The 21,477-nt window shown below is 42.5% G+C and carries 20 protein-coding genes; all 20 read right to left on the reverse strand.

Going from position 1 to position 21,477, the window contains the following annotated elements; all coding sequences use genetic code 11:
• Nucleotides 1-148: 148 nt before the first annotated feature.
• The 20 genes from LC090_RS12060 to rbfA all read right to left on the reverse strand — a co-directional run bounded on the left by LC090_RS12060 (nt 149) and on the right by rbfA (nt 21,460).
• Nucleotides 149-1,111, reverse strand: coding sequence for an ABC transporter permease (locus LC090_RS12060; protein ID WP_226658276.1), 963 nt, complete (start codon nt 1,109-1,111; stop codon nt 149-151).
• The gene (locus LC090_RS12065) at nt 1,111-2,169 is read right to left on the reverse strand and encodes an ABC transporter permease (protein WP_226658277.1); all 1,059 of its coding nucleotides are present in this window, start codon (nt 2,167-2,169) and stop codon (nt 1,111-1,113) included. The genes LC090_RS12060 and LC090_RS12065 overlap by 1 nt, the downstream gene beginning before the upstream one ends.
• Nucleotides 2,166-3,695, reverse strand: a complete 1,530-nt coding sequence (locus LC090_RS12070) for an ABC transporter ATP-binding protein (RefSeq protein WP_226658278.1) — start codon at nt 3,693-3,695, stop codon at nt 2,166-2,168. The genes LC090_RS12065 and LC090_RS12070 overlap by 4 nt, the downstream gene beginning before the upstream one ends.
• Before the next feature lie 145 nt (nt 3,696-3,840).
• Nucleotides 3,841-4,938 carry a BMP family lipoprotein gene (locus LC090_RS12075; RefSeq protein WP_226658279.1) on the reverse strand — a complete coding sequence of 366 codons (1,098 nt, stop codon included), beginning with the start codon at nt 4,936-4,938 and terminating at the stop codon, nt 3,841-3,843.
• Between the two features lie 309 nt (nt 4,939-5,247).
• Nucleotides 5,248-7,599 (reverse strand): DNA translocase FtsK, encoded by a 2,352-nt coding sequence (locus LC090_RS12080; RefSeq protein WP_226658280.1) that lies wholly within the window; start codon nt 7,597-7,599, stop codon nt 5,248-5,250.
• 111 nt (nt 7,600-7,710) lie between these two features.
• A complete protein-coding gene (locus tag LC090_RS12085; RefSeq protein ID WP_226658281.1) occupies nt 7,711-7,938 on the reverse strand; it encodes a YlzJ-like family protein in 228 nt (75 codons plus the stop codon).
• Complete coding sequence (locus tag LC090_RS12090; protein WP_226658282.1) at nt 7,935-8,684, reverse strand: ClpP family protease; 750 nt, start codon at nt 8,682-8,684, stop codon at nt 7,935-7,937. The genes LC090_RS12085 and LC090_RS12090 overlap by 4 nt, the downstream gene beginning before the upstream one ends.
• Before the next feature lie 158 nt (nt 8,685-8,842).
• Nucleotides 8,843-9,709: a 4-hydroxy-tetrahydrodipicolinate synthase gene (dapA, locus tag LC090_RS12095; RefSeq protein WP_226658283.1), complete on the reverse strand. Its 867-nt coding sequence runs from the start codon at nt 9,707-9,709 to the stop codon at nt 8,843-8,845.
• 23 nt (nt 9,710-9,732) lie between these two features.
• A complete protein-coding gene (gene dapG / locus LC090_RS12100; protein ID WP_226658284.1) occupies nt 9,733-10,986 on the reverse strand; it encodes an aspartate kinase in 1,254 nt (417 codons plus the stop codon).
• Between the two features lie 19 nt (nt 10,987-11,005).
• Nucleotides 11,006-12,052, reverse strand: a complete 1,047-nt coding sequence (gene asd / locus LC090_RS12105; RefSeq protein ID WP_226658285.1) for an aspartate-semialdehyde dehydrogenase — start codon at nt 12,050-12,052, stop codon at nt 11,006-11,008.
• 132 nt (nt 12,053-12,184) lie between these two features.
• On the reverse strand, nt 12,185-12,778 hold the full coding sequence (locus tag LC090_RS12110; RefSeq protein WP_159782382.1) for a dipicolinate synthase subunit B: 594 nt from the start codon (nt 12,776-12,778) through the stop codon (nt 12,185-12,187).
• On the reverse strand, nt 12,775-13,677 hold the full coding sequence (gene dpaA, locus LC090_RS12115; RefSeq protein WP_226658286.1) for a dipicolinic acid synthetase subunit A: 903 nt from the start codon (nt 13,675-13,677) through the stop codon (nt 12,775-12,777). Before dpaA ends, LC090_RS12110 begins: the two co-directional genes overlap by 4 nt.
• 105 nt (nt 13,678-13,782) lie before the next feature.
• Nucleotides 13,783-14,025, reverse strand: a complete 243-nt coding sequence (locus tag LC090_RS12120; RefSeq protein WP_226658287.1) for a YlmC/YmxH family sporulation protein — start codon at nt 14,023-14,025, stop codon at nt 13,783-13,785.
• A 99-nt stretch (nt 14,026-14,124) separates the two neighbouring features.
• Complete coding sequence (locus LC090_RS12125) at nt 14,125-15,366, reverse strand: M16 family metallopeptidase (protein ID WP_226658288.1); 1,242 nt, start codon at nt 15,364-15,366, stop codon at nt 14,125-14,127.
• An 83-nt stretch (nt 15,367-15,449) separates the two neighbouring features.
• Entirely contained in the window at nt 15,450-16,406 is a 957-nt protein-coding gene (locus LC090_RS12130; protein WP_226658289.1) for a polysaccharide deacetylase family protein, read from the reverse strand.
• A gap of 133 nt (nt 16,407-16,539) precedes the next feature.
• A complete protein-coding gene (locus LC090_RS12135) occupies nt 16,540-18,657 on the reverse strand; it encodes a polyribonucleotide nucleotidyltransferase (protein WP_226658290.1) in 2,118 nt (705 codons plus the stop codon).
• A 138-nt stretch (nt 18,658-18,795) separates the two neighbouring features.
• Complete coding sequence (rpsO, locus tag LC090_RS12140; protein ID WP_048309782.1) at nt 18,796-19,065, reverse strand: 30S ribosomal protein S15; 270 nt, start codon at nt 19,063-19,065, stop codon at nt 18,796-18,798.
• Between the two features lie 131 nt (nt 19,066-19,196).
• Nucleotides 19,197-20,129 carry a bifunctional riboflavin kinase/FAD synthetase gene (gene ribF / locus LC090_RS12145; protein WP_226658291.1) on the reverse strand — a complete coding sequence of 311 codons (933 nt, stop codon included), beginning with the start codon at nt 20,127-20,129 and terminating at the stop codon, nt 19,197-19,199.
• Nucleotides 20,130-20,147: 18 nt separating this feature from the next.
• The gene (gene truB, locus LC090_RS12150) at nt 20,148-21,044 is read right to left on the reverse strand and encodes a tRNA pseudouridine(55) synthase TruB (RefSeq protein ID WP_226658292.1); all 897 of its coding nucleotides are present in this window, start codon (nt 21,042-21,044) and stop codon (nt 20,148-20,150) included.
• 65 nt (nt 21,045-21,109) lie between these two features.
• Nucleotides 21,110-21,460 carry a 30S ribosome-binding factor RbfA gene (gene rbfA / locus LC090_RS12155; RefSeq protein WP_098443391.1) on the reverse strand — a complete coding sequence of 117 codons (351 nt, stop codon included), beginning with the start codon at nt 21,458-21,460 and terminating at the stop codon, nt 21,110-21,112.
• Nucleotides 21,461-21,477: the final 17 nt, after the last annotated feature.

Below are 21,477 nucleotides of genomic sequence, written 5' to 3' on the forward strand. Positions count from 1 at the left end.
GCGGAAGAGCCCGTTTAGCCTCGACAGGCGCTCGGGCCCCATAAGTTAAACACGTTCTTTATTAGTATAATGCCTCTCCTTCTCCCACTACAAAACACAACCCAAAACAAAAAGCCCTCCGTTTGCACGAAGAGCTTTCCTCAAAACGTTATCGCTTCCCTTTTTCATACGGCTGACCAATTGCTTTTGGCGCATCCGCTCGTCCAACAAGTCCTGCAAGCGCAAGAATGGTTAACACGTAAGGAGAAATGAGAAGATATACCTCTGGAATTTCTTTTAAGCCTGGAATTTGTTGACCAGTGATACTAAGCGATTGAGCAAGACCAAAGAATAACGCTGCTCCCATCGCACCTAGTGGATGCCACTTTCCAAAGATCATTGCGGCTAGTGCCATAAAGCCCTGTCCAGAAATCGTTGCGTGACTAAAGTTACCTGCGATCGAAGTCGCGTAAACCGCACCGCCCAAACCGGCAAACCCACCACTAAGCATAACCGCCACATAGCGCATTTTCGTTACATTAATCCCCATCGTATCTGCAGCCATTGGATGCTCACCTACTGAGCGCAGACGAAGACCGAACGGCGTTTTATAGAGAACCCACCACACAAGAAATGCCAGTGCAATTGCAATATAAGACGTGTAATAGGCACTCGAAAAAAACAGAGGTCCAATAAAGGGGATGTCGCTTAGAAACGGAACATCCGTTTTATAGATACGTTCTTGAATAATCGGCGTTTGTCCTGCGTCAAAAATTTTCTTCACAAGGAAAATGGCAAGTCCAGCCGCAAGGAAGTTAAGGGCCACGCCACTTACAACTTGATCCGCTCTAAACGAAATACTCGCAACCGCATGAAGCAACGAGAACAGCATCCCGATAATAATCGCAACAACTAATGAAAACCACGGAGAAGCAGCACCCATTCCCCACTGTTCGCCTAGAATGGTAAACAATGCGCCTGTAAAGGCACCCATTAACATTAACCCTTCGAGACCGATGTTTACTACGCCTGACCGTTCACTGAATACTCCACCAAGAGCCGTGAAAATCAGGGGAGCTGCTGAAAAGATAGCGGCAGGAATAATGAGCTGAAGAATCTGCATAAAATCCATTAAATTTTCCCCCTTTTGCTCACCCTGTTGCTGATCCAGTGAATCAAGTAACTGGATGCGACAAAGAAAATAATCATCGCAATCACGATTTCAACAAGTTGTGTTGGCACCTGAGCAACAGACTGCATATTAAGCGCCCCAATTTTTAGTCCACCAAACAGGGCTGAAGCAAGTACAACACCAAGCGCACCATTTGCACCTAAAAGCGCAACTGCGATTCCGTCAAAACCAACTCCAGTAAAGTCAGCCATAACGGTCATATAACCGTATGTTCCGAGTCCTTCCATCGCTCCAGCTATTCCTGCAAAAGCACCTGAAATGACCATAGAGAGAACGATGTTTCGTTGCACATTGATCCCAGCATATTCTGATGCATATTTATTAAATCCAACAGAGCGAAGTTCATACCCTGTTGTCGTTTTCCATAGAAGGAACCACATTATGATTGCACCAATAATTGCAACCACAAACCCGTAGTGAAGACGCGAAAAATCCGTAATGGATTCCAAAAACGGTGATTGAAGTGACGCTGAAGCATTAATTTGATCCGTTCGCTCACCAGGTGCAAGTAAATACGTACGGATAATTGCGTTAACGACATGAAGCGCAACATAGTTCATCATGATCGTTGTAATAACTTCATGAACTTGATACTTCGCTTTCAGAAAACCAGGGACAAAGGCCCAAATCGCTCCAGCCAAAGCTGCTGCAATAATGGCAAGAGGAATATGAACGATAGGACTTAACCCTTCAAACTGAAGCCCGACATAAACAGATGCGAGCCAGCCAACAAGAAGCTGCCCTTCTACACCAATATTAAAGAGACCAGTTCTGAAAGCAAACGCGACGGCTAACCCTGACAAAATGAGCGGTGTCATCTGCCGAACGGTTTCACCTAACACATATGTGTTTGAGAAAATCCCGTTAAACAACGCTGCATACGCAACAATGGGATTATAGCCACTCACAAGCATGATGATTCCGCCAACGAGTAGTCCCAAAGCTACTGAAAGCAACGGAACAGTAATGCTCGCCCATTTCCCTTTTAATAACTTCATGTTGTCTCACCAGCCTTTTTGCGCTTTGCGCCAGCCATTAAGAGACCAAGCTCTTGCTCTGTCGTTTCTTCTGGCTTTACAATGGCAACAATTTTCCCTTCATAGATCACCGCAATGCGGTCACTTACATTCATGATTTCTTCGAGTTCAAATGAAATTAAAAGAACCGCTTTCCCCTTGTCTCGCTCTTCTACTAGCTTTGAGTGAATAAACTCAATCGCCCCAACATCAAGTCCGCGTGTTGGCTGAGCCGCAATCAATAAATTGGGGCTACGATCGATTTCACGAGCAATAATTGCCTTCTGCTGGTTTCCACCAGAAAGAGCTCTAGCAGGTGTCATCTCACTTGGCGTACGCACGTCATACTCTTTAATTAATGATTTGGCTTTATCCATAATCGTAGAAAAGTTTAAAATGCCGTTTCTTGAAAAAGGTCTTTTATAATAGGTCTGAAGGACCATATTTTCGCCAATCGAAAAATCTAAAACAAGGCCGTGCTTATGCCTGTCTTGGGGAATATGTCCAATACCGCTTTCTGTGACACGCCGCGGTTTCCAGTTTGTTACGTCTTTTCCATTCAGTTTAATGCTTCCTGATTTCGCTTTACGTAATCCTGTAATAGCTTCAATTAACTCAGACTGCCCGTTTCCATCGACACCCGCAATACCTACAATTTCTCCTGCACGAACGGATAAGTTCATCCCATTAACAACAGGAACTTTTCGCGCATCTTCTACGACAAGGCTGCTAATTTCAAGCGTTTCGTTGGAAGGCTCTGAAGGTGTTTTCTGAATCGAAAAGTTTACTTCACGTCCCACCATCATGGATGCTAGTTCATCCTGGTTCGTTTCCGCAACGTTCACTGTCCCGATTCCAACACCGCGACGAATAACTGTACAACGGTCGCTTACTTCCATAATTTCTTTTAATTTATGAGTGATTAGAATAATCGATTTCCCTTCTGAAATCAGCTTCTTCATAATCGTAATGAGCTCTTTAATTTCCTGAGGTGTTAATACAGCAGTGGGCTCGTCAAAAATTAAAATATCTGCGCCGCGATAGAGCGTTTTTAAAATTTCTACGCGCTGCTGCATCCCTACTGAGATATCTTCAATTTTGGCATTAGGATCTACCGACAAACCGTATTGCTTCGAAATCGCCGCAACATCTTTTGCAGCTTTCTTAACGTCAACCTGACCTTTGGCGGTCGGTTCATTTCCAAGGATAATGTTTTCAGTCACTGTGAATTTCTCAACAAGCATAAAATGCTGGTGAACCATCCCGATTCCTAGCTCATTTGCCACGTTCGGATCAGTAATATTCACCTTATTTCCTCGAACGTGTATTTCGCCTTTTTCAGGTTGATAAAGACCAAACAGAACGTTCATTAACGTCGATTTCCCAGCGCCATTTTCTCCAAGAAGGGCATGGATTTCTCCTTTTCTTAGCTGAAGCGTAATATTGTCATTTGCAACAATACCAGGAAATTCTTTACGGATATTTCTCATTTCAATGACGTATTCCATGTAGATGCCACTCCCTTATCCAAACATGAAACAAAGGCTAGTCTATGAAAATACTAGCCTTCGTCCCGTATTTGGCTATAATGTAGGTGAGATTTCCAGTAGATCGATCGCGTTTCCTACTAAGGAAAACGTGTTCCTCGACCTCTTATAGAGAGCTCTCGAATTTTTCGTACTCTTCATCAGTGCTTGGCACTTCTAAATCGCCGTTCTGGATTTGCTCTTTATACTCTTCTACTTTTTGTAACGCTTCTTCAGAAACGTTTTCCTGAGATTCAGCAATACCTACGCCATCTTCTTCAAGACCAAATTCAGTTACTTCCCCACCAGGGAAATTTCCGTCCATTGTTTGCTTAGAAACTTCAATAACAGCTGTATCCACACGCTTAACCATCGAAGTAAGCGTTACGTTCTCAGGCATTCCTTCTTCATGCTGATCACGGTCAACACCAATTACCCATACTTTTTCACCGTTTTTCGCACGGTTCTTCGCTTCTGTGAAGACACCGTTACCAGTTCCGCCAGCAGCGTGATAGATGATGTCTGCACCTTTATCATAAAGAGTTGCAGCAATCTGCTGACCCTTTTCAGCTGCGTTGAAATCATCCGCGTACTGCGTAAAGATCTCAGCATCAGGGTTCACGGATTTTACGCCTGCTTTAAAGCCGCTTTCAAACTTTTTAATTAATTCAGAGTCAACTCCACCAATGAAGCCGACTTTATTTGATTCAGACTGCATTCCTGCAATAACGCCTACGAGGAATGACCCTTGATGCTCTTTAAATGTAATGCTCGCAACGTTTTCCATTGGATCACCATCTTCGTTTACCGCAACGCTATCAACTAGCGCCAACTGCGCATCAGGTTTTTGCGTGGCAATTGTTTGAATGTCTTGCTGCATTAGAAACCCAATTCCAAAGATCAAGTTATAATCTTCACGAATTAAACCTGAAAGGTTTGGTTGATAGTCACTTGCTGCAGTTGATTGTACGTACTTAAAGTCCTTGTCTTTCTCTAAGCCATTATCTTTACCAAACTGCTGAAGTCCTTCCCATGCAGATTGGTTAAATGATTTATCATCTACACCGCCTGTATCGGTTACCATAGCTACTTTAAAATCTTTGCTTCCACTTTCACTGCTTCCGCCGCCTGAACTTTCATTGTTTGCATCGTTTGTCCCACAAGCAGATAAAAGCGTACCAGCCGCTAAAACAGCTGACAACATAAAACCATACTTCTTTTTCATCTTAATCCCCCTCATGTTTTTTAAACGCCGCCCGCTCTCTCTTCTCTCTATCGAGCTATGCTTTGTTTGGTTGCGTTTTCACAGCTCCCAAAAAATATTATGAATGAAAATGAGCTATGAAACACGCATGAAATATTTTTGAAAAAACAGTCATATTTCGACAATAACTATACCATTTTCAAGGAGATAAGGAAATAGTTTTTTGAAAAAAAGCTCGATTACCAATATTTTAAATGGTAGCATTTCTCACGTCATAAGGTCTTTTACTTTACTTTTAGAATTTTTATTCTCAGAAAAAAAGAAGCGCAATCAGCTAGATTGCGCTTCTTCTTCTTTACTTACAAGAACTTCTCGTGGCTTACTGCCTTCATAAGGCCCAACCACACCTCGAGCTTCCATCGCATCAATTAGTCGAGCTGCTCGTGTGTAACCAATTCGAAATCTTCTTTGTAGCATCGAAACCGATGCTGTTTGCATTTCTGTGATGAGTTGAACAGCATCATCGTATAAATCATCATCCACCTCGGGCTGGGCTTCTTCAGGTTTATCCGTCGGAATCATTTCTTCCTGATACTGCGCTTTTTGTTGGGCAATGACAAAATCAACGAGCTCTTCTACTTCTTCATCTGATAAAAAGGCACCCTGTACACGTTTTGGTTTATTGGCCCCAACAGGGAGGAAAAGCATATCTCCTTTTCCTAGCAGCTTCTCAGCACCGCCCATATCGAGAATTGTGCGAGAATCCGTCATCGAAGATACACTAAACGCAATACGGGACGGGATATTAGCTTTAATGACACCCGTTATGACGTCAACAGATGGTCGCTGCGTTGCGATAATTAAATGAATGCCCGCTGCACGCGCCATTTGGGCAAGTCGTGTAATCGCATCCTCTACGTCACTTGATGCGACCATCATTAAATCAGCTAGCTCATCAACAATGACTACAATGTATGGAAGAGAGGGCTGCTTCGCTTCTGATGTTTCATTATGGCGCTTAATATGATTGTTATATCCCTCAATATTCCGCGTGCCCGTATGAGAGAATAGCTCATATCGGCGTTCCATTTCATTCACGACTTTTTTTAGTGCTTGCGACGCTTTCTTCGGATCCGTCACAACAGGAGCAAGAAGATGAGGGATTCCATTATAAACATTAAGCTCTACCATCTTAGGATCGATCATCATCATTTTGACTTCATGCGGTTTTGCTTTCATCATAATGCTTGCGATAATCCCATTGATACAAACACTTTTACCACTACCAGTTGCGCCAGCAACAAGTAAATGGGGCATTTTTGATAAATCGGACACAACCGCTTCACCAGAAATATCGCGACCAAAACCAATCGCAACTTTGGAAGCATGAGACTGGTATTCCTTCGATTCGAGTACTTCTCTAAGCGTCACCATCGCAACTTCTGAATTCGGCACTTCAATTCCAATGGCAGATTTACCTGGGATCGGTGCTTCAATACGAAGATCTCGTGCGGCAAGCGCAAGAGCAAGATCATCTGTTAAATTCACTATTTTACTAACCTTCACACCAGTATCTGGATAAACCTCATATTTTGTTACGGCTGGTCCTAGATGAACTTTCATTACCTTCGCTTTCACTCCAAAACTTTCAAACGTCTTCTCTAATTTACGAGCGTTGGCTGAAATTTGCTGTCTCTCGTTATCTTGCGAAACCTTTTTTGGTGCCTGAAGTAATGACAGAGATGGAAGGTGATAGTCTTTGTTTTCCAATTCGCCGACAGTTAAGGACTGTATCGGAGTGCCATCCGCTGTTTCCTGATTCGTTTCACTACTTTTACTCTCAACCACTTCTTTCTCAGCAGGTGGTTCTGAGTGAGTTGGATAAGCACTTTCCGTAAACGTTCGAATTTCTGGTTCAAAAGGGGTTTCTTCTTCTACTTGCTCCTGAGGTGGTGTAGAAACCTCATAAGTTTCCTCCTGGTTCATCGATGCCTCTTGTTCTCTTAATGCAGCACGCTGTTCTTTCTTCTCTCTTCTTGCACTCTTACTTTCAGATAAAAGAGCTTTTGCTTCATCATATGTGTTCAATACGAAGCCTTTCACCCAATCAAGAGCTTTCCCAAGAACATCACTGAATGACTTTCCTGTAATGAGAACGAAGGAAAGTAAAATCATAAGAAACGCCATGAGCTGCGTTCCTGTTGCATCAAAAAGCCGGTAACAAAATGCAAAAAGCAGCGCACCGATCATGCCCCCGCCAAGCGGGCTAGATTCTGATGGATCGCTAACGTCCATTCGGAAGAGTTCATATGTATTGGCAATAACCGATGGACTATCCCATTGCCCCTCTCGAGACAGCGTTTCGAATAAGCCAACGTGACTTAATAGTAAAAAGGACGTGCCAAGCAAGTAAAAGCCAGCCAATCTTCTTGACCAGAACGACGGGAGCTTTCGCTTCACAATTAAATAACCTGCGAACAGAACAAGACCTGCTATAATCAGGCCGTACCATTCTCCTGCAAAAAATCGAAACATATGGTAAATGGCTCGTCCAACAACACCCATCTTCAAAACGCCCAAAACGGTAAATGCTAGAACGGTTAAACCGATAAATTCAATTTTGACCTGAGATTGCCAGGCGGCCTGTTTCTTTGTTGCTTTTTTTCTTTTTCGTTTTGCCATTTTCTCACCTCTATACAAGCCATAGCTGGTGAAAAAAGCAGCCATTTCCGGCTGCTTTTTGTTCACCAATCTATTCCTAGTATACCACATCTTCCCGTGGTCCTATAGGCTCTATTTCAGTGGAGAAGTCGATAACGTTAACATTTGCCCAGGCTGTGTGGCTTCATTTAAATAGTCTTGAGGATCTGTGCTCAGCACCTGAACGACGCGACACTCGGTTAGCGACGTTCGCTCAACGAGTAGCTGAACACCATTCCATTCAATGATCTTTTGTTGTTCATATACGCTTTGATCAGGTGGAAAGACCGCTTCGTTTGGAAGAATGGTGTAAAGAATCATTGGACAATGTCACCCTCTTGTTTGCCTTTGTATTCTTCAATTAATTCATTTAGCTTTTTCATCGCAGGTCCTACAGCACCAACCTCATCAATTAAACCGTAGCTTACTGCATCATCGCCTACCACGTTCGTCCCAATATCTCTCGTCAAATTACCTCGTGAAAACATCAGCTCTTTAAACTTATCTTCCGTGATATTCGAATGGCTCGTGACAAAGCTTACAACTCGCTCTTGCATTTTATCTAAGTATTCAAATGTTTGCGGCACGCCGATCACTAATCCAGTTAAGCGAACGGGATGAATCGTCATTGTCGCAGTTTCTGCCACAAACGAATAGTTCGCCGCAACAGCAATCGGAACACCAATAGAATGTCCGCCCCCTAAAACAATCGAAACTGACGGCTTGGAAAGGGACGCAATCATTTCAGAAATGGCTAGCCCCGCTTCCACATCTCCCCCTACAGTATTTAAAAGAATGAGTACACCTTCAATTTTTGGATTTTGCTCAATGGCTACAATTTGCGGGATGAGATGCTCATATTTCGTTGTTTTGTTTTGAGGCGGTAGCTGCACATGCCCTTCAATTTGACCGATGATCGTTAAACAATGAATATTCGACTGATCCATACTCGGGACATTTGTTTGTCCAAGCTGCTGAATTTTATCCACTAACGTTGATTTTGATTGATCATCTTTTTTCGTATCGGGCTCTTGACCCGGGTTTTCATTACGATACTCACTGTTCATACTGGTACCCCTTCCTTACTCTGGTACTAGTAGTATGAACGAGAGATTATTTTACCATTCATCAGATCAGTCGTTAAACACAAGATCGTACGAATCGGTTCATTGTACAAGTATCCAAAAACGTCAAAAACGGACGCAGCTGCGTCCGTTTCAAACTGTTATTTATTTAGCGCTGCCGCAAGTGATGAGCGTTCTTCCGCTGTAAGAGGAACCATTGGCAAACGAACACTTCCAACGTCCATTCCTATTAGCTGAAGAGCTGTTTTCACTGGAGAAGGGCTTGGTGCTTTAAAGAGCTCATTCATAATTGGTAAAATGCTTTGGTGAATCGATGCTGCTTTCTTTACTTCTCCAGATTCATAGGCAGAAATCATTTGCTGCATTTCATTACCAAGCACGTGTGAAGCTACTGAAATGACGCCATCGCCACCTACCGATAAAATCGGTAACGTCAAGCCATCGTCTCCACTATAAACGGAGAAAGACTCTTCAGTGCGGGTAATAATATCTGTGATTTGATCAAGATCGCCGCTTGCTTCTTTTACTGAAACAATGTTGTTAATTTTTGAAAGCTCAACAATGGTCTCTGCCGTCATATTGACAACAGAGCGACCTGGAATGTTATAAATCATAACCGGAAGCTTCGTTGACTCGGCGATCGCTTTAAAATGCTCGTAAAGACCTTTTTGCCCGGGCTTACTGTAGTAAGGTGCTACGATCATAATCGCATCCACGCCTACCGCTTCTGCTTTTTTTGTTAATTCGATTGAGGCATGCGTATTATTACTGCCTGTTCCTGCAATTATGGGCACTCTACCATCTGCCACTTTCACAGAATGCTTAAAGAGCGCTACCTTCTCTTCTGAAGAAAGAGTTGGTGATTCGCCAGTGGTACCTGCGACGACAAGTCCATCTGTTCCATTATTGATTAAATAGTTCATCAGTTGCTCTGTTTTCGCAAAATCAATGTATCCTTTACGATCAAATGGCGTCACCATTGCCGTAAGTACTTTTCCAAAATTCATCTCGTTCACTCCTTGCCTTTCACTTAAAGCTGATCCATCATCTGTTCCATTTCTTGCCCTGGTTCTAGATGAAGGTTAAATGTTTCATGTAACGCGTTTACAGCTGCCGAAAGATCGCGCTGTCTCACAAGCACCCAAATGGTAGTATGCGAATCAGCTGATTGAAGAATATCAATGTTTTCCACTGCTAATGATTCTACAATCTTTGCCGTTACGCCAGGGACACCACTCATGCCAGCACCAACCGCTGAAACTTTCGCACAACTTTCGATCACTTCTGGCTCATAGCCCATTTCGTTTAGCGTTGCCACGGCGCGCTCCGTCATTTCTTCCATGACCGTGTACACAACCCCAGTTAAGCTAATATTTATAAAGTCAACGCTAATGCCTTCGAGCGCCATTGCTTTAAATACGCGTGATTGTAGGTCATATTGTCCTTCTTTTGCGTACACTTTAATTTGCGTTACGCCGCTCACATGAGCAATACCCGTTATTAGCCGATCTATAACTTGTTCACCTGTTGGCTTCCCAGTCGCTGATGTGACAAGCGTTCCTGTCGAAGAGGAATACGTTGAGCGAATTCTGAGCGGAATTTTTGCCTGCATCGCAATTTCAACAGCGCGCGGATGAATCACCTTCGCACCCTGATACGCCATATTGCAAACTTCATTATAGGTAACAATGGAAAGAGGTCGGGCTTTTTCTACGATCCTGGGATCAGCAGTCATAATCCCTTCAACATCAGTAAAGATATCGACCCATTCAGCTGAAAGAGCTGCACCAAGCGCTGCTGCTGATGTGTCACTACCGCCACGGCCAAGTGTTGTCACATCCCCGTCTTTTGTAACACCCTGAAAGCCGGTTACAACAACAACGTCCATCAATTTTAACTCTTCCAATAATCGTTCAGATTTCATTTCTAAAATTCTTGCTTTGCTATGCTCAGCCGTTGTCATAAAGCCAGCCTGACCACCGGTATAAGCGGTTGCTTTCAAACCCTCGTTTAAAAGAAGATTCGAGAACACTACAGAAGAGATGCTTTCGCCACATGACACTAGCAAATCATACTCTCTTGACGTTACTTTTCGATCGCGATCGCCAATGAGGCTAAGAAGCGTGTCGGTTGCATAGGGATCTCCTTTACGACCCATTGCAGAAACGACGACAACCACTTTATATCCATCGTTCACTGCGTCTTTAATATGATTAACAGCTCTCAGTCTGCCGTCTTCACTCTTTAATGAAGTACCGCCAAACTTCTGCACGATGACTTTCATTCAGAACACCTTCTTATGTCTATTTCAATATGTTTAGGGCGGCTAGGCTTTCAGCAATTTGCACGGAATTCCACGCTGCCCCCTTCAGTAGATTATCAGAGACAATCCACATATGGAAGCCATTTTTTTGATTTAAATCTTTTCGAATACGACCGACAAAAACGTCTGATTTTCCTACAGCATCAACAGGCATTGGATAAACTTGATTTGCAGGATCATCTTTCAGCGTAACTCCCGGCGCATTTTTCATGAGCTCTTTTATATCTTCTACACTTACATCATTCTGCCCAATTTCAACGTATACTGATTCAGCGTGACCCGTTTCAATTGGAAGACGGACGCAAGTTGCTGCTACATGAAGCTCAGCATCGTGCATAATTTTCTTTGTTTCATTTATCATTTTCATTTCTTCATAAGTAAATCCGTTTTCTTCAAATACATCGATTTGTGGGATGGCATTGAAAGCGATCGGATAGTGCTTCTTATCACCTTTGACCGGTAATATTTGTGGCTCATAGTTTTCACCATTTAGCACCGCTTGAGACTGCTCTTTCATTTCAGTTACGGCATTTGCACCTGCACCTGAAACAGCTTGATAAGTAGAAACAATAATTTTAGAAAGGCCATACGTTTGTTTCAATGGCTCAAGTGCTGCAACCATTTGAATAGTAGAACAGTTTGGATTTGCGATAATCCCCTTGTGATCATTTAAATCCCCTTCGTTCACCTCTGGTACAACAAGAGGCACTTCCGGATCCATGCGGAATGCGCTTGTGTTATCAACAACAATCGCTCCGTGTTTAACCGCTTCTGGAGCAAGTGCTTTTGATACACCGCCACCTGCACTAAATAAGGCAAGCTGAACCCCTTCAAATGCTTCAGGCGTTGCTTCCTTTACCGTTAACTCCTGCCCTTTGAAGGTCACTTTCTTACCAGCTGAACGCGATGATGAAAGGAGCGTTAAGGTCGATATCGGAAAGTCTCGTTCCTCTAGTGTTTTGATCATTTGTTGTCCGACTGCCCCTGTTGCTCCAACTACTGCTACATGATATTTTTTCCCGCTCATGACTTATTCTCCTCCCATATTCCATTCAAAATCCACCACAACAGAAGGAGAAACCGAGGTTTCTCCCCATTCTTAGTGATTTTATTCTCTATTCTATCATAAACCTATTTTAAAGAAAGATAAATCAATTGGTTAATCCAAATACCTTTCGATTAGAACTGGCTGAAGCTGTCTGCCGAGAAGAGCTTTTTCAACTGTTTCTCTTAATGATGGCATACGAGCGACTAACGAGTTCGGTTTTTTTACCGGATCATCCTGACCAAATGGGATAAAATAAATGTTCTTTGTGGACATCAGCCTTAAAATATTCGTACCGTTTAGTCCAAGTCCGTCGTTGGTAGAGATTCCTAACACGACAGGTTTCTCATTTCTTAAGGTTGCCTTCGCTCCCATAAGGACGGGAGACTCCGTCATTGCGTTTGCAAATTTACTAATTGAGTTCCCTGTTATAGGGGCAATCACCATACAATCAAGCGGTGTTTTTGGACCAAATGGTTCTGCCTTTACAATCGAATTGACCGCTTCATTTCCAGTGATTTCTTCAATACGTGCAATCCAGTTTTCACCTTCACCAAAACGCGTATTTGTGTTCATAACCGTATGAGACACAAACGGAGTGACTTTTGCACCTAATTGAACAAGTTCTTCGATTTGAGGAACGACCGCATCATACGTACAGTGAGAGCCAGTTAAGCCAAACCCAATGTGTTTCCCTTTCAAACTCATGGCGTGTTCTCCTTTCCATTCTGAGACCGTTCGATTAATAACTGAGTCAGAACATTTGCGATAATCTTCCCAGCTGTTTTAGGAGCTACAATTCCAGGAAGTCCTGGTGCAAGCAGGGCTTTAATCCCTCTTTTTTCCGCATAACGAAAATCAGTACCACCCGGTTTTGAAGCTAAATCAATCACAAGCGTATGACTCGGCATTTTGGCGATGACCTGTGATGTGACGATTTGCACTGGAATAGTGTTAATACAAACGTCGAGATTAGAAACGTGATTGGCGAGGTCAGATAAATGAAATGGTTTTAAGCCCATCTCCGTAATCCTTGCTAGATGTTCTGGCTTTCTAGCCCCTACGCTAACATTCGCACCAAGCGCATCGAAGGTTCTAGCGACAGACATCCCTACGCGACCGAGCCCTAGTACAGCAATATTTGATTGATGGATGGTAATGTCTGTGTGTTGTATGACCATCATGACCGTTCCTTCAACCGTCGGAATGGAATTATAAATAGCTACATCATCTCGTTCAAATAGCCGAATCAATGTTCTGGATGCTTCTGACACCATTCCATTTAAACAACTGTTACTGATCCCACTATAAATCGTACAATGCTCTGGAGTTTGTTTTAATTGATCAGCTGTTAACACAACTTTTTCGTTCGAGAAAATCGTATCAACTTCTCCTTCAATCGTTGTACCACTGACTGGAAGGACAATTGCATCAAGGGTATTTAGCTTAACTTCATCTAACGTGCATTTTGTTGCACCAGTAAATCCATGATCAAGCTGATCGAAACCGATTAAATACACATTTGCATTCAGTTCAGTCAGCTTTCGAATAATTTCAAGCTGGCGGGCATCACCGCCAATGACAGCGATATGTTGATTCGTTAGCATCGTTCCTCCCCTTTCCTTTTCCACGTCTTACTACGGGGATTATTGTAATTTCTCAACATTCTATGTGGTGTATGCCCGCTTGGTGAATCATGTAGCGTATCCGTTTTATTCCTTCTGATGATTTTGAAGAATGATCATATCGCGACCAATGGTTTCAATGTGATCCCACGGGATTGAGACCTCTTGTTCCTTTCGCTTTAACCCCATCCAAGAAGATTTTGGAATGATTAATTCTTTTAATACGCCTGTCTTCTCATCAAACAAAAAATCGGTCTGTCCTAATACGCCAAGCTTACGTCCTTTTTCAATATCAATAAGCTCTTTCCCACTAAGCTGACTTAATCGCATAATAGGCCCTCCTCATTCACTGGTTGATAATCTTAGTCTATGAGAGATCCTTTCTTGGAAGACATGAAAAAACCCGCCTCATTCAGGCGGGTTTATGTTTTATGACCTCATACCACTCGGCAACTTGCCATTCGGGCTAATAAGGGAACAAGAAAATTCATCTGTAAACATGGATTGAATCATCTCGTTTACTTTTTCGTGATTTACGCTTTCAATGTTTGTAATGATATCATCAAGCGAGCGATGCTGGTTTAATAGCAATTCATTCTTTCCATTTCGACTCATACGACTGTTTGTGCTCTCAAGACTAAGCATTAAATTTCCTTTTAATTGTTCTTTACAGTTCTTTAATTCTTTCGAGGTGATGCCATCCCGCTTAAAGTCCTGAAGCGTCTTTTGAATGGTTTCATATAAACGATCAAGTTGATTCTGAGCTGTGCCTGCATAAATCGTTAGTAAACCGCTATCTTGATAAGCAGAATGGTATGAGAACACTGAGTAAGCAAGACCTTGATCTTCGCGAACGTCCTGGAAGAGACGGCTACTCATGCTACCACCAAGCACATTGTTCATTACAATTAAGCTGTAAATATCCTCTGTTCCGAACGGCAACCCAGCATAACCTAGGCATAAATGGGCTTGCTCCGTTTCTTTTTGGCGGGCGATTTGCCCAGAGTGGAACGTTGGTGCCTGTACTTCAGGTTTTCCAGCAGGGGTTTCCCAATGCTCGAATGCCGCTTCGACTTTTTGCATAAAGGACTCGTCTATATTTCCAGCAATGGATACGACGATATTGTCAGGAGTATAGTGCGTTTGCATATACTGACGAAGCGTATCTCCAGAAAAGTCTTTCAACGTCTCTTCCGTTCCGAGAATTGGCATCGCAAGTTCATGATCACCATAGCTTGCTTGACTGAGCATATCATGAACAATGTCATCTGGCGTATCTTCATACATTTTAATTTCTTCGTGCACAACGTTCTTCTCTTTCGCAAGCTCTCCTGCTTCAAACGTTGACTGGAAAAACATATCCGTTAACACATCAAGCGCATAATCTGCATGCTCATCCAGAACCTTTGCGTAATAACACGTATACTCTTTTGATGTAAACGCATTAACTTGACCGCCAATGCTATCAAAGGATTCAGCGATTTCTTTAGCACTACGCTTCTCCGTACCTTTAAAAAACATATGTTCAAGAAAATGAGACACGCCGTTTAATTCTTTAGGCTCAAAACGAGAACCGGTTCCAATCCAAATTCCAATGGCAACCGATCGAACTGTTGGGATATTTTCTAACACTACTCTTACACCGTTTTTGCACGTTACTTTATTTATCAAGCTTGTTCCTCCTGTATCGAACCATTATGTTTCGTAATACTCCAAAATTACTATATCATTAATGAAGAATTGACACAATTCTATCACCTTTTCTCAACTCGCTTTGAATCTAATACCTGTGAAACGGTGCCTAACTGATAGCCTCTTTTTTCAACTCCACGAATGAGCGCTTCTAGACTTTTCTCAGTTGGTTCAGTCGGATGCATCAAAACAAGCGCTCCAGCATGCACATTTTGTAATACTTTTGCTGTTAAGGCTTGTGGTGCAGGCTTTTTCCAATCCACTGTATCGACTGACCATAACACGGTTTGCATTCCAAGCTCATCTGCGATCTGGACGGCATTGTTAGCATAGCTACCACTAGGAGGAGCAAAAACAACGGGCTTTTTATCAAGGGTTGCTTCAATTACTTGATTTGTATCCTCAAGCTCTTTCCGAATGGCCGCATCACTTAACTGTTTTAAGTCAGGATGAGAGTATGCATGATTTCCAATCTCATGGCCTTCTTCATCAAGCATTCGTACCATATCAGGGTTTTTCTTTGCCCAGGAACCATCGAGAAAGAATGTAGCGTGCACGTTATACTTTTTTAACTGCTGTAGCATGTCAGGTAAATATTCTTCCCCCCATGCCACATTAATCATAAAAGCCACCATTGGCTTGTTTGGATTTCCTTTGTAGACGGCAGTAGGTTCAAGGTCGTCTAACTGAATATCAGGTTCAACCTCTTTTCGAACAAGCATCTCTTCATTAAAGGCTTTCCCTTTCATTTTCGCATAAGATTCTTCTGCATCAACGACGACTCCATTATACCCAGGAATCCCTTTCCATACACGATCAATGACTGCATTTGCAGGAGGAATATCTGTCCGTTCCTTTGCTTGTAAAATTTCTTCATATAATGGACTCCCATTGACGCTAATCGCCGCTTGTTCTTTTAAATCAGTCAAATACATCGATGTGTAGGGGTTCTGAAGTGAACCTGCTGCTACGCCTAAGATCATAATAAACACAATGAATTGTACCCAGGATTTCTTCATTCATCTGCCCCCTTTTGTACAAAAATATGTTGATGGGGCAAGCTCTAGAACCAGGATCACTTGAATCACAATTTTCCAACGAGAGAACTACTCTTCAAAAACAAAAAAAAGAATCCGGCCTCAGCCGAATTCTTTAGCTCTTTTGACTTTGTTCCTCCCGCTCACGCTGTTCTTTTAAAATCTCTTTGCGTGATAGGTTAACGCGTCCTTGCTTGTCGATTTCTTTTACTTTTACCATAATTTCGTCACCGATCGAGACAACATCTTCTACTTTGTTTGTACGCTCTTCAGCTAGTTCAGAAATATGAACGAGGCCCTCTTTCCCAGCAAATAGCTCAACGAACGCACCAAATTTCTCTACTCGTTTCACTTTACCAAGATAAGTTGTACCTACTTCAACTTCTCTAACAAGATCTTCGATGATCTTCTTCGCTTTTGCGTTCATTTCTTGTTCAGTAGAAGAAATGAAGATTGAACCGTCCTGCTCAATATCAATTTTCACGCCAGTTTCTTCAATAATCTTATTGATAATTTTACCGCTTGGTCCAATTACGTCGCGGATTTTATCTGGCTTAATTGACATTGTTAAGATTTTCGGTGCATATGCAGAAAGCTCTGTACGCGGTTCGTTGATCGCACTCATCATATTTTCAAGAATGGCAAGACGACCGTTTTTCGCCTGCTCTAGAGCCTGACGAAGAATATCTTCGTTAATTCCAGAAATTTTAATATCCATTTGAAGAGCCGTTACACCTTGCTTCGTTCCAGCTACTTTAAAGTCCATGTCACCAAGTGCATCTTCCATGCCTTGAATGTCAGTAAGAACTGTTACATCTTCGCCATCACTAACGAGTCCCATGGCAATACCTGCAACTGGTGCTTTAATCGGTACACCTGCATCCATCATCGCAAGCGTACTTGCACAGATACTTGCTTGTGAAGTCGAACCATTCGATTCAAGTACTTCTGATACAAGTCGAATCGTATACGGGAAGTCTTTCTCTGACGGAATCACCTGTTCAAGAGCACGTTCACCAAGGGCACCATGACCAATTTCCCGACGACCTGGTCCACGCATTGGACCTGTTTCGCCAACACTGAATTTAGGGAAGTTATAGTGATGCATGAATCGCTTCGATTCTTCTGTCCCAAGGCCATCAAGGATCTGAACGTCACCAAGTGCTCCAAGTGTACAAATGCTAAGCGCTTGAGTTTGTCCACGAGTGAACAATCCTGAGCCGTGTGTTCTTGAAAGAATGCCGACTTCTGAATCTAGCGGGCGAATTTCATCAACGCCACGTCCGTCTGGCCTTACTTTGTCTTTCAAAATTAAGCGACGAACTTCTTGCTTTACGAAGCTATTCAAAATAGACTTCACTTCTTCAGCGCTATAGTCTTCACTTTCTTCATAAGCTTCCGTTGCTTGCGTCATAACAGCATCAATTGCTTCCTGTCTTGCATGCTTCTCAATGACTTTTACAGCTTCTTTAATATCTGTAAGGTACTGCTCACTAAGCTTCGCTTCAAGCGTTTCGTCTGCTTGTTGCAGCACAACTTCACGCTTTTCTTTTCCGACAGCTTCGATGATTTCTTCCTGGAATGAAATCAGACGCTTTATTTCCTGGTGTCCAAATAGGATCCCTTCAAGCATTGTTTCTTCTGGAACTTCTTCAGCGCCAGCTTCAACCATGTTGATGGCATCTTTTGTACCGGCTACTGTTAAGTGGATGTCACTTTGTTCAAGCTGTTCAACGTTAGGATTCACGATGAACTTTCCATCAACGCGTCCAACAAGTACGCCTGCAATTGGACCATCAAATGGCAGATCACTAATTCCAAGTGCTAGAGATGAACCGAACATTGCTGCCATCTCAGAAGAACAGTTCTGATCAACGCTCATGACTGTGCTCACGACTTGAACTTCATTACGGAAACCATCTGGGAATAAAGGACGAATCGGGCGGTCAATTAAACGACTCGCAAGAATTGCCTTCTCACTCGGACGGCCTTCACGCTTGATGAAACCTCCAGGAATCTTACCTACTGCATATAATCGTTCTTCATAGTTAACCGTTAGTGGGAAAAACGGAAGGTCTTTTGGCTCTTTAGAACCTGTAACCGTTGCTAGTACAGCCGTATCGCCGTAGCGAATCAATGCTGCACCGCTCGCCTGTTTCGCCAGCTGACCAATCTCAACCGACAATTCGCGACCAGCCCAATCAATTGAAAACACTTGCTTCTCTTGTGCCATTAATGTGAGAACTCCTCTCATCCAATAAAATCATTTCTTTTATTATACCCTAACCTTTTTGCTTCTAAAAAGAAAGGAAGAAATCTATGTATTTTTAACCTAATAAAAAAGCGGGAAATATCCCGCTTTTCTGAATCATTATCGACGTAGACCAAGTTCTTTGATAAGTTCGCGGTAACGAGTAACGTCTTTGTTACGAAGATACGTTAAAAGATTACGGCGTTTACCAACCATCTTAAGAAGACCGCGACGAGAGTGGTGGTCTTTCTTGTGGAAACGTAGATGATCGTTCAAATTGTTGATTTCCTCAGTAAGGACAGCGATTTGAACCTCTGGAGAACCAGTATCATTCTCGTGAGTTTTGAACTTAGTGATAAGCTCTTGCTTACGCTCTTGTGTGATTGCCATCCGTTTCACCTCCTTAATTTCTAATCCCCTGATACCGCGCAAACGTCGGTGACTCGATTGCCCAGTATAGGTTGTGTACTTGTCGTACAGATAATAGATTACAGGTTTTTGTTCTAAAATGCAAGGGAAATCTATTTCAAGATTTTCCTTGCATCTTTCGCATCTTGACCAATTTGAGCAATCAGATCATCAACCGATGAGAATTTAACTTCTCCTCGAATCTTTTGATGAAATTCAACCTCAACCTGCTGACCATATAAGTCACCGCTAAAATCAAATACATGCACTTCAAGTGACGGCTGATCTGGCTTTTCTTCATAAAACGTTGGTTTATACCCTACGTTACAGACACCATTCATCCACTCATTTTTAACGCGCATCCGAACAGCATAGACCCCTGTAGCCGGAACAAGGTAGTCGTCCTTAAGATCAACGTTTGCGGTCGGAAATCCAATTGTACGGCCACGCTGATCTCCCTGGACCACGGTTCCTTTTACAACATAGCGGCGACCAAGAACGGCTTCAACGTTCTCCACTGCACCATCACGTATATATGAACGAATAAGAGTTGAACTAACTTTTTCATCCTGCTGTGAAACTTTATCAATAACGGTTTGATCAAACTGATTTCGCGAATGGAAAGGAAGCGAATCCATTGTACCTCTTCCTTTGCTTCCATATGTATAATCAAACCCAGCGACAACGTGTACGACAGATAAAGCAATAAGATAATCGTCTACAAATTGTTGTGGGGTGATTCCAGCAATGGTTTGGTCAAATTTCACAATATAGAGAACATCAATCCCCATGCCTTCAATAAGGTCGATTTTATCATCAAGCGGCGTAATGGCTTTTGTTTGAGGAGTGGACTTCCCTAAAACGACTGAAGGGTGAGGATAGAACGTCATCACTGCTGACTCAATACCTTTCTCATCAGCAATCTTTTTCGCAGTCGAAATTACTTTCTGATGACCACGGTGAATGCCATCAAAATACCCTAGCGCCATGACCGCTGGATGGTCAGCTTTTAATTGATGTGGATGCGATAAATAAATAGTCTTCAACGGTTTCACCTTCTTACTTCATCTCGAAAACACTTTCTCAGGCTTCATTAAGCCAGGTTTCTCAGGATGTTTTTGATAGATTGCTATTGCTTCTCCGTTATTATTGTACATAACAAGCCGATCGTCTGTCATCTCATCCACCTGAGGAAGTACAGCTCCATTTTGAAGTTTTGCTTCAAGCTCAGGTGCTACTGTTAATGATGGCATGGTGGAAAGAGCATATTCCATCGGGAAGAGAGAGAGCGTTTCCTCTTCTATCATCTGTTTTATCTGATCAAATGTCAAACATTCTTCTAGTTTAAATGGGCCAGAAGCCGTTCGAATTAAAAAAGACATATGAGCTGGATAGCCAAGGTACTCACCAATATCAACAGCAAGTGTTCGGATATAAGTCCCCTTACTGCAAGTGACTCGTACAGGAATTGAAATAGTTCCATCTTCTTCTCTTACCTCACCAATTCGATCAAGCTCATGAATGGTCACTTGACGAGACGGACGCTCAACAACCTCTCCTTTAAATGCATACTCATATAGTTTTTTCCCATTTATTTTAACGGCTGAATACATAGGCGGAACTTGCTCAATCTTTCCTCTGAACGCAGCAAGTGCTTTTTCAATTTCGTTCGTTGAAGGAATTTTCTCTACCTTCTTTTCCTCCACTTTATCGCCAGATGCGTCTTCCGTTGTCGTTGAAAACCCAAGTGTAATCACGGCTTCATACGTTTTCGAGAAATCTGTCATATATTGAGCTACTTTTGTTGCTCTTCCAATACATAACGGTAAAACACCTGTTACATCAGGATCCAGTGTTCCCGTATGACCAACTTTTTTTGTGTGCAAAAGCTTTCTTGTCACGGCGACACAATCATGAGAAGTCATTCCCGCCGGTTTTTTTAAAGGTAATATTCCGTTCATTCTCTTCCTCCTTTCACTCTGATGACATAGAGAAAGGATAGACATTCCTGCCTATCCTTTCCTTCCTACTCATCCGCTTGATTTAAATCTGCAAGAAGTCGTTCGATCTTGTTCCCATAATCAATCGACTCATCAAATTCAAAATAAATTTCCGGTGTTTTACGAAGACGGATACGCTTCCCGATCTCAGAACGGATAAAACCAGTTGCTTTCGCGAGGCCGTTCAAGGTCGCTTCTTTCTTCTCTTCGTCACCAAGGACAGTAATAAATACCGTTGCTTGCTGTAGATCATTCGTAACTTCTACTGCTGTTACTGTAACGAAACCTACGCGCGGGTCTTTAATCTTCCTGCTGATTATATCACCAAGCTCTTTCTTCATCTGTTCACCAACACGATTTGCGCGAACATTACTCATCGTTACACCTCGTTTCT

The organism is Guptibacillus hwajinpoensis (genome assembly GCF_020524165.1).
In the GTDB taxonomy this organism is placed as follows: Bacteria; Bacillota; Bacilli; order Bacillales; family Guptibacillaceae; genus Guptibacillus; species Guptibacillus hwajinpoensis_D.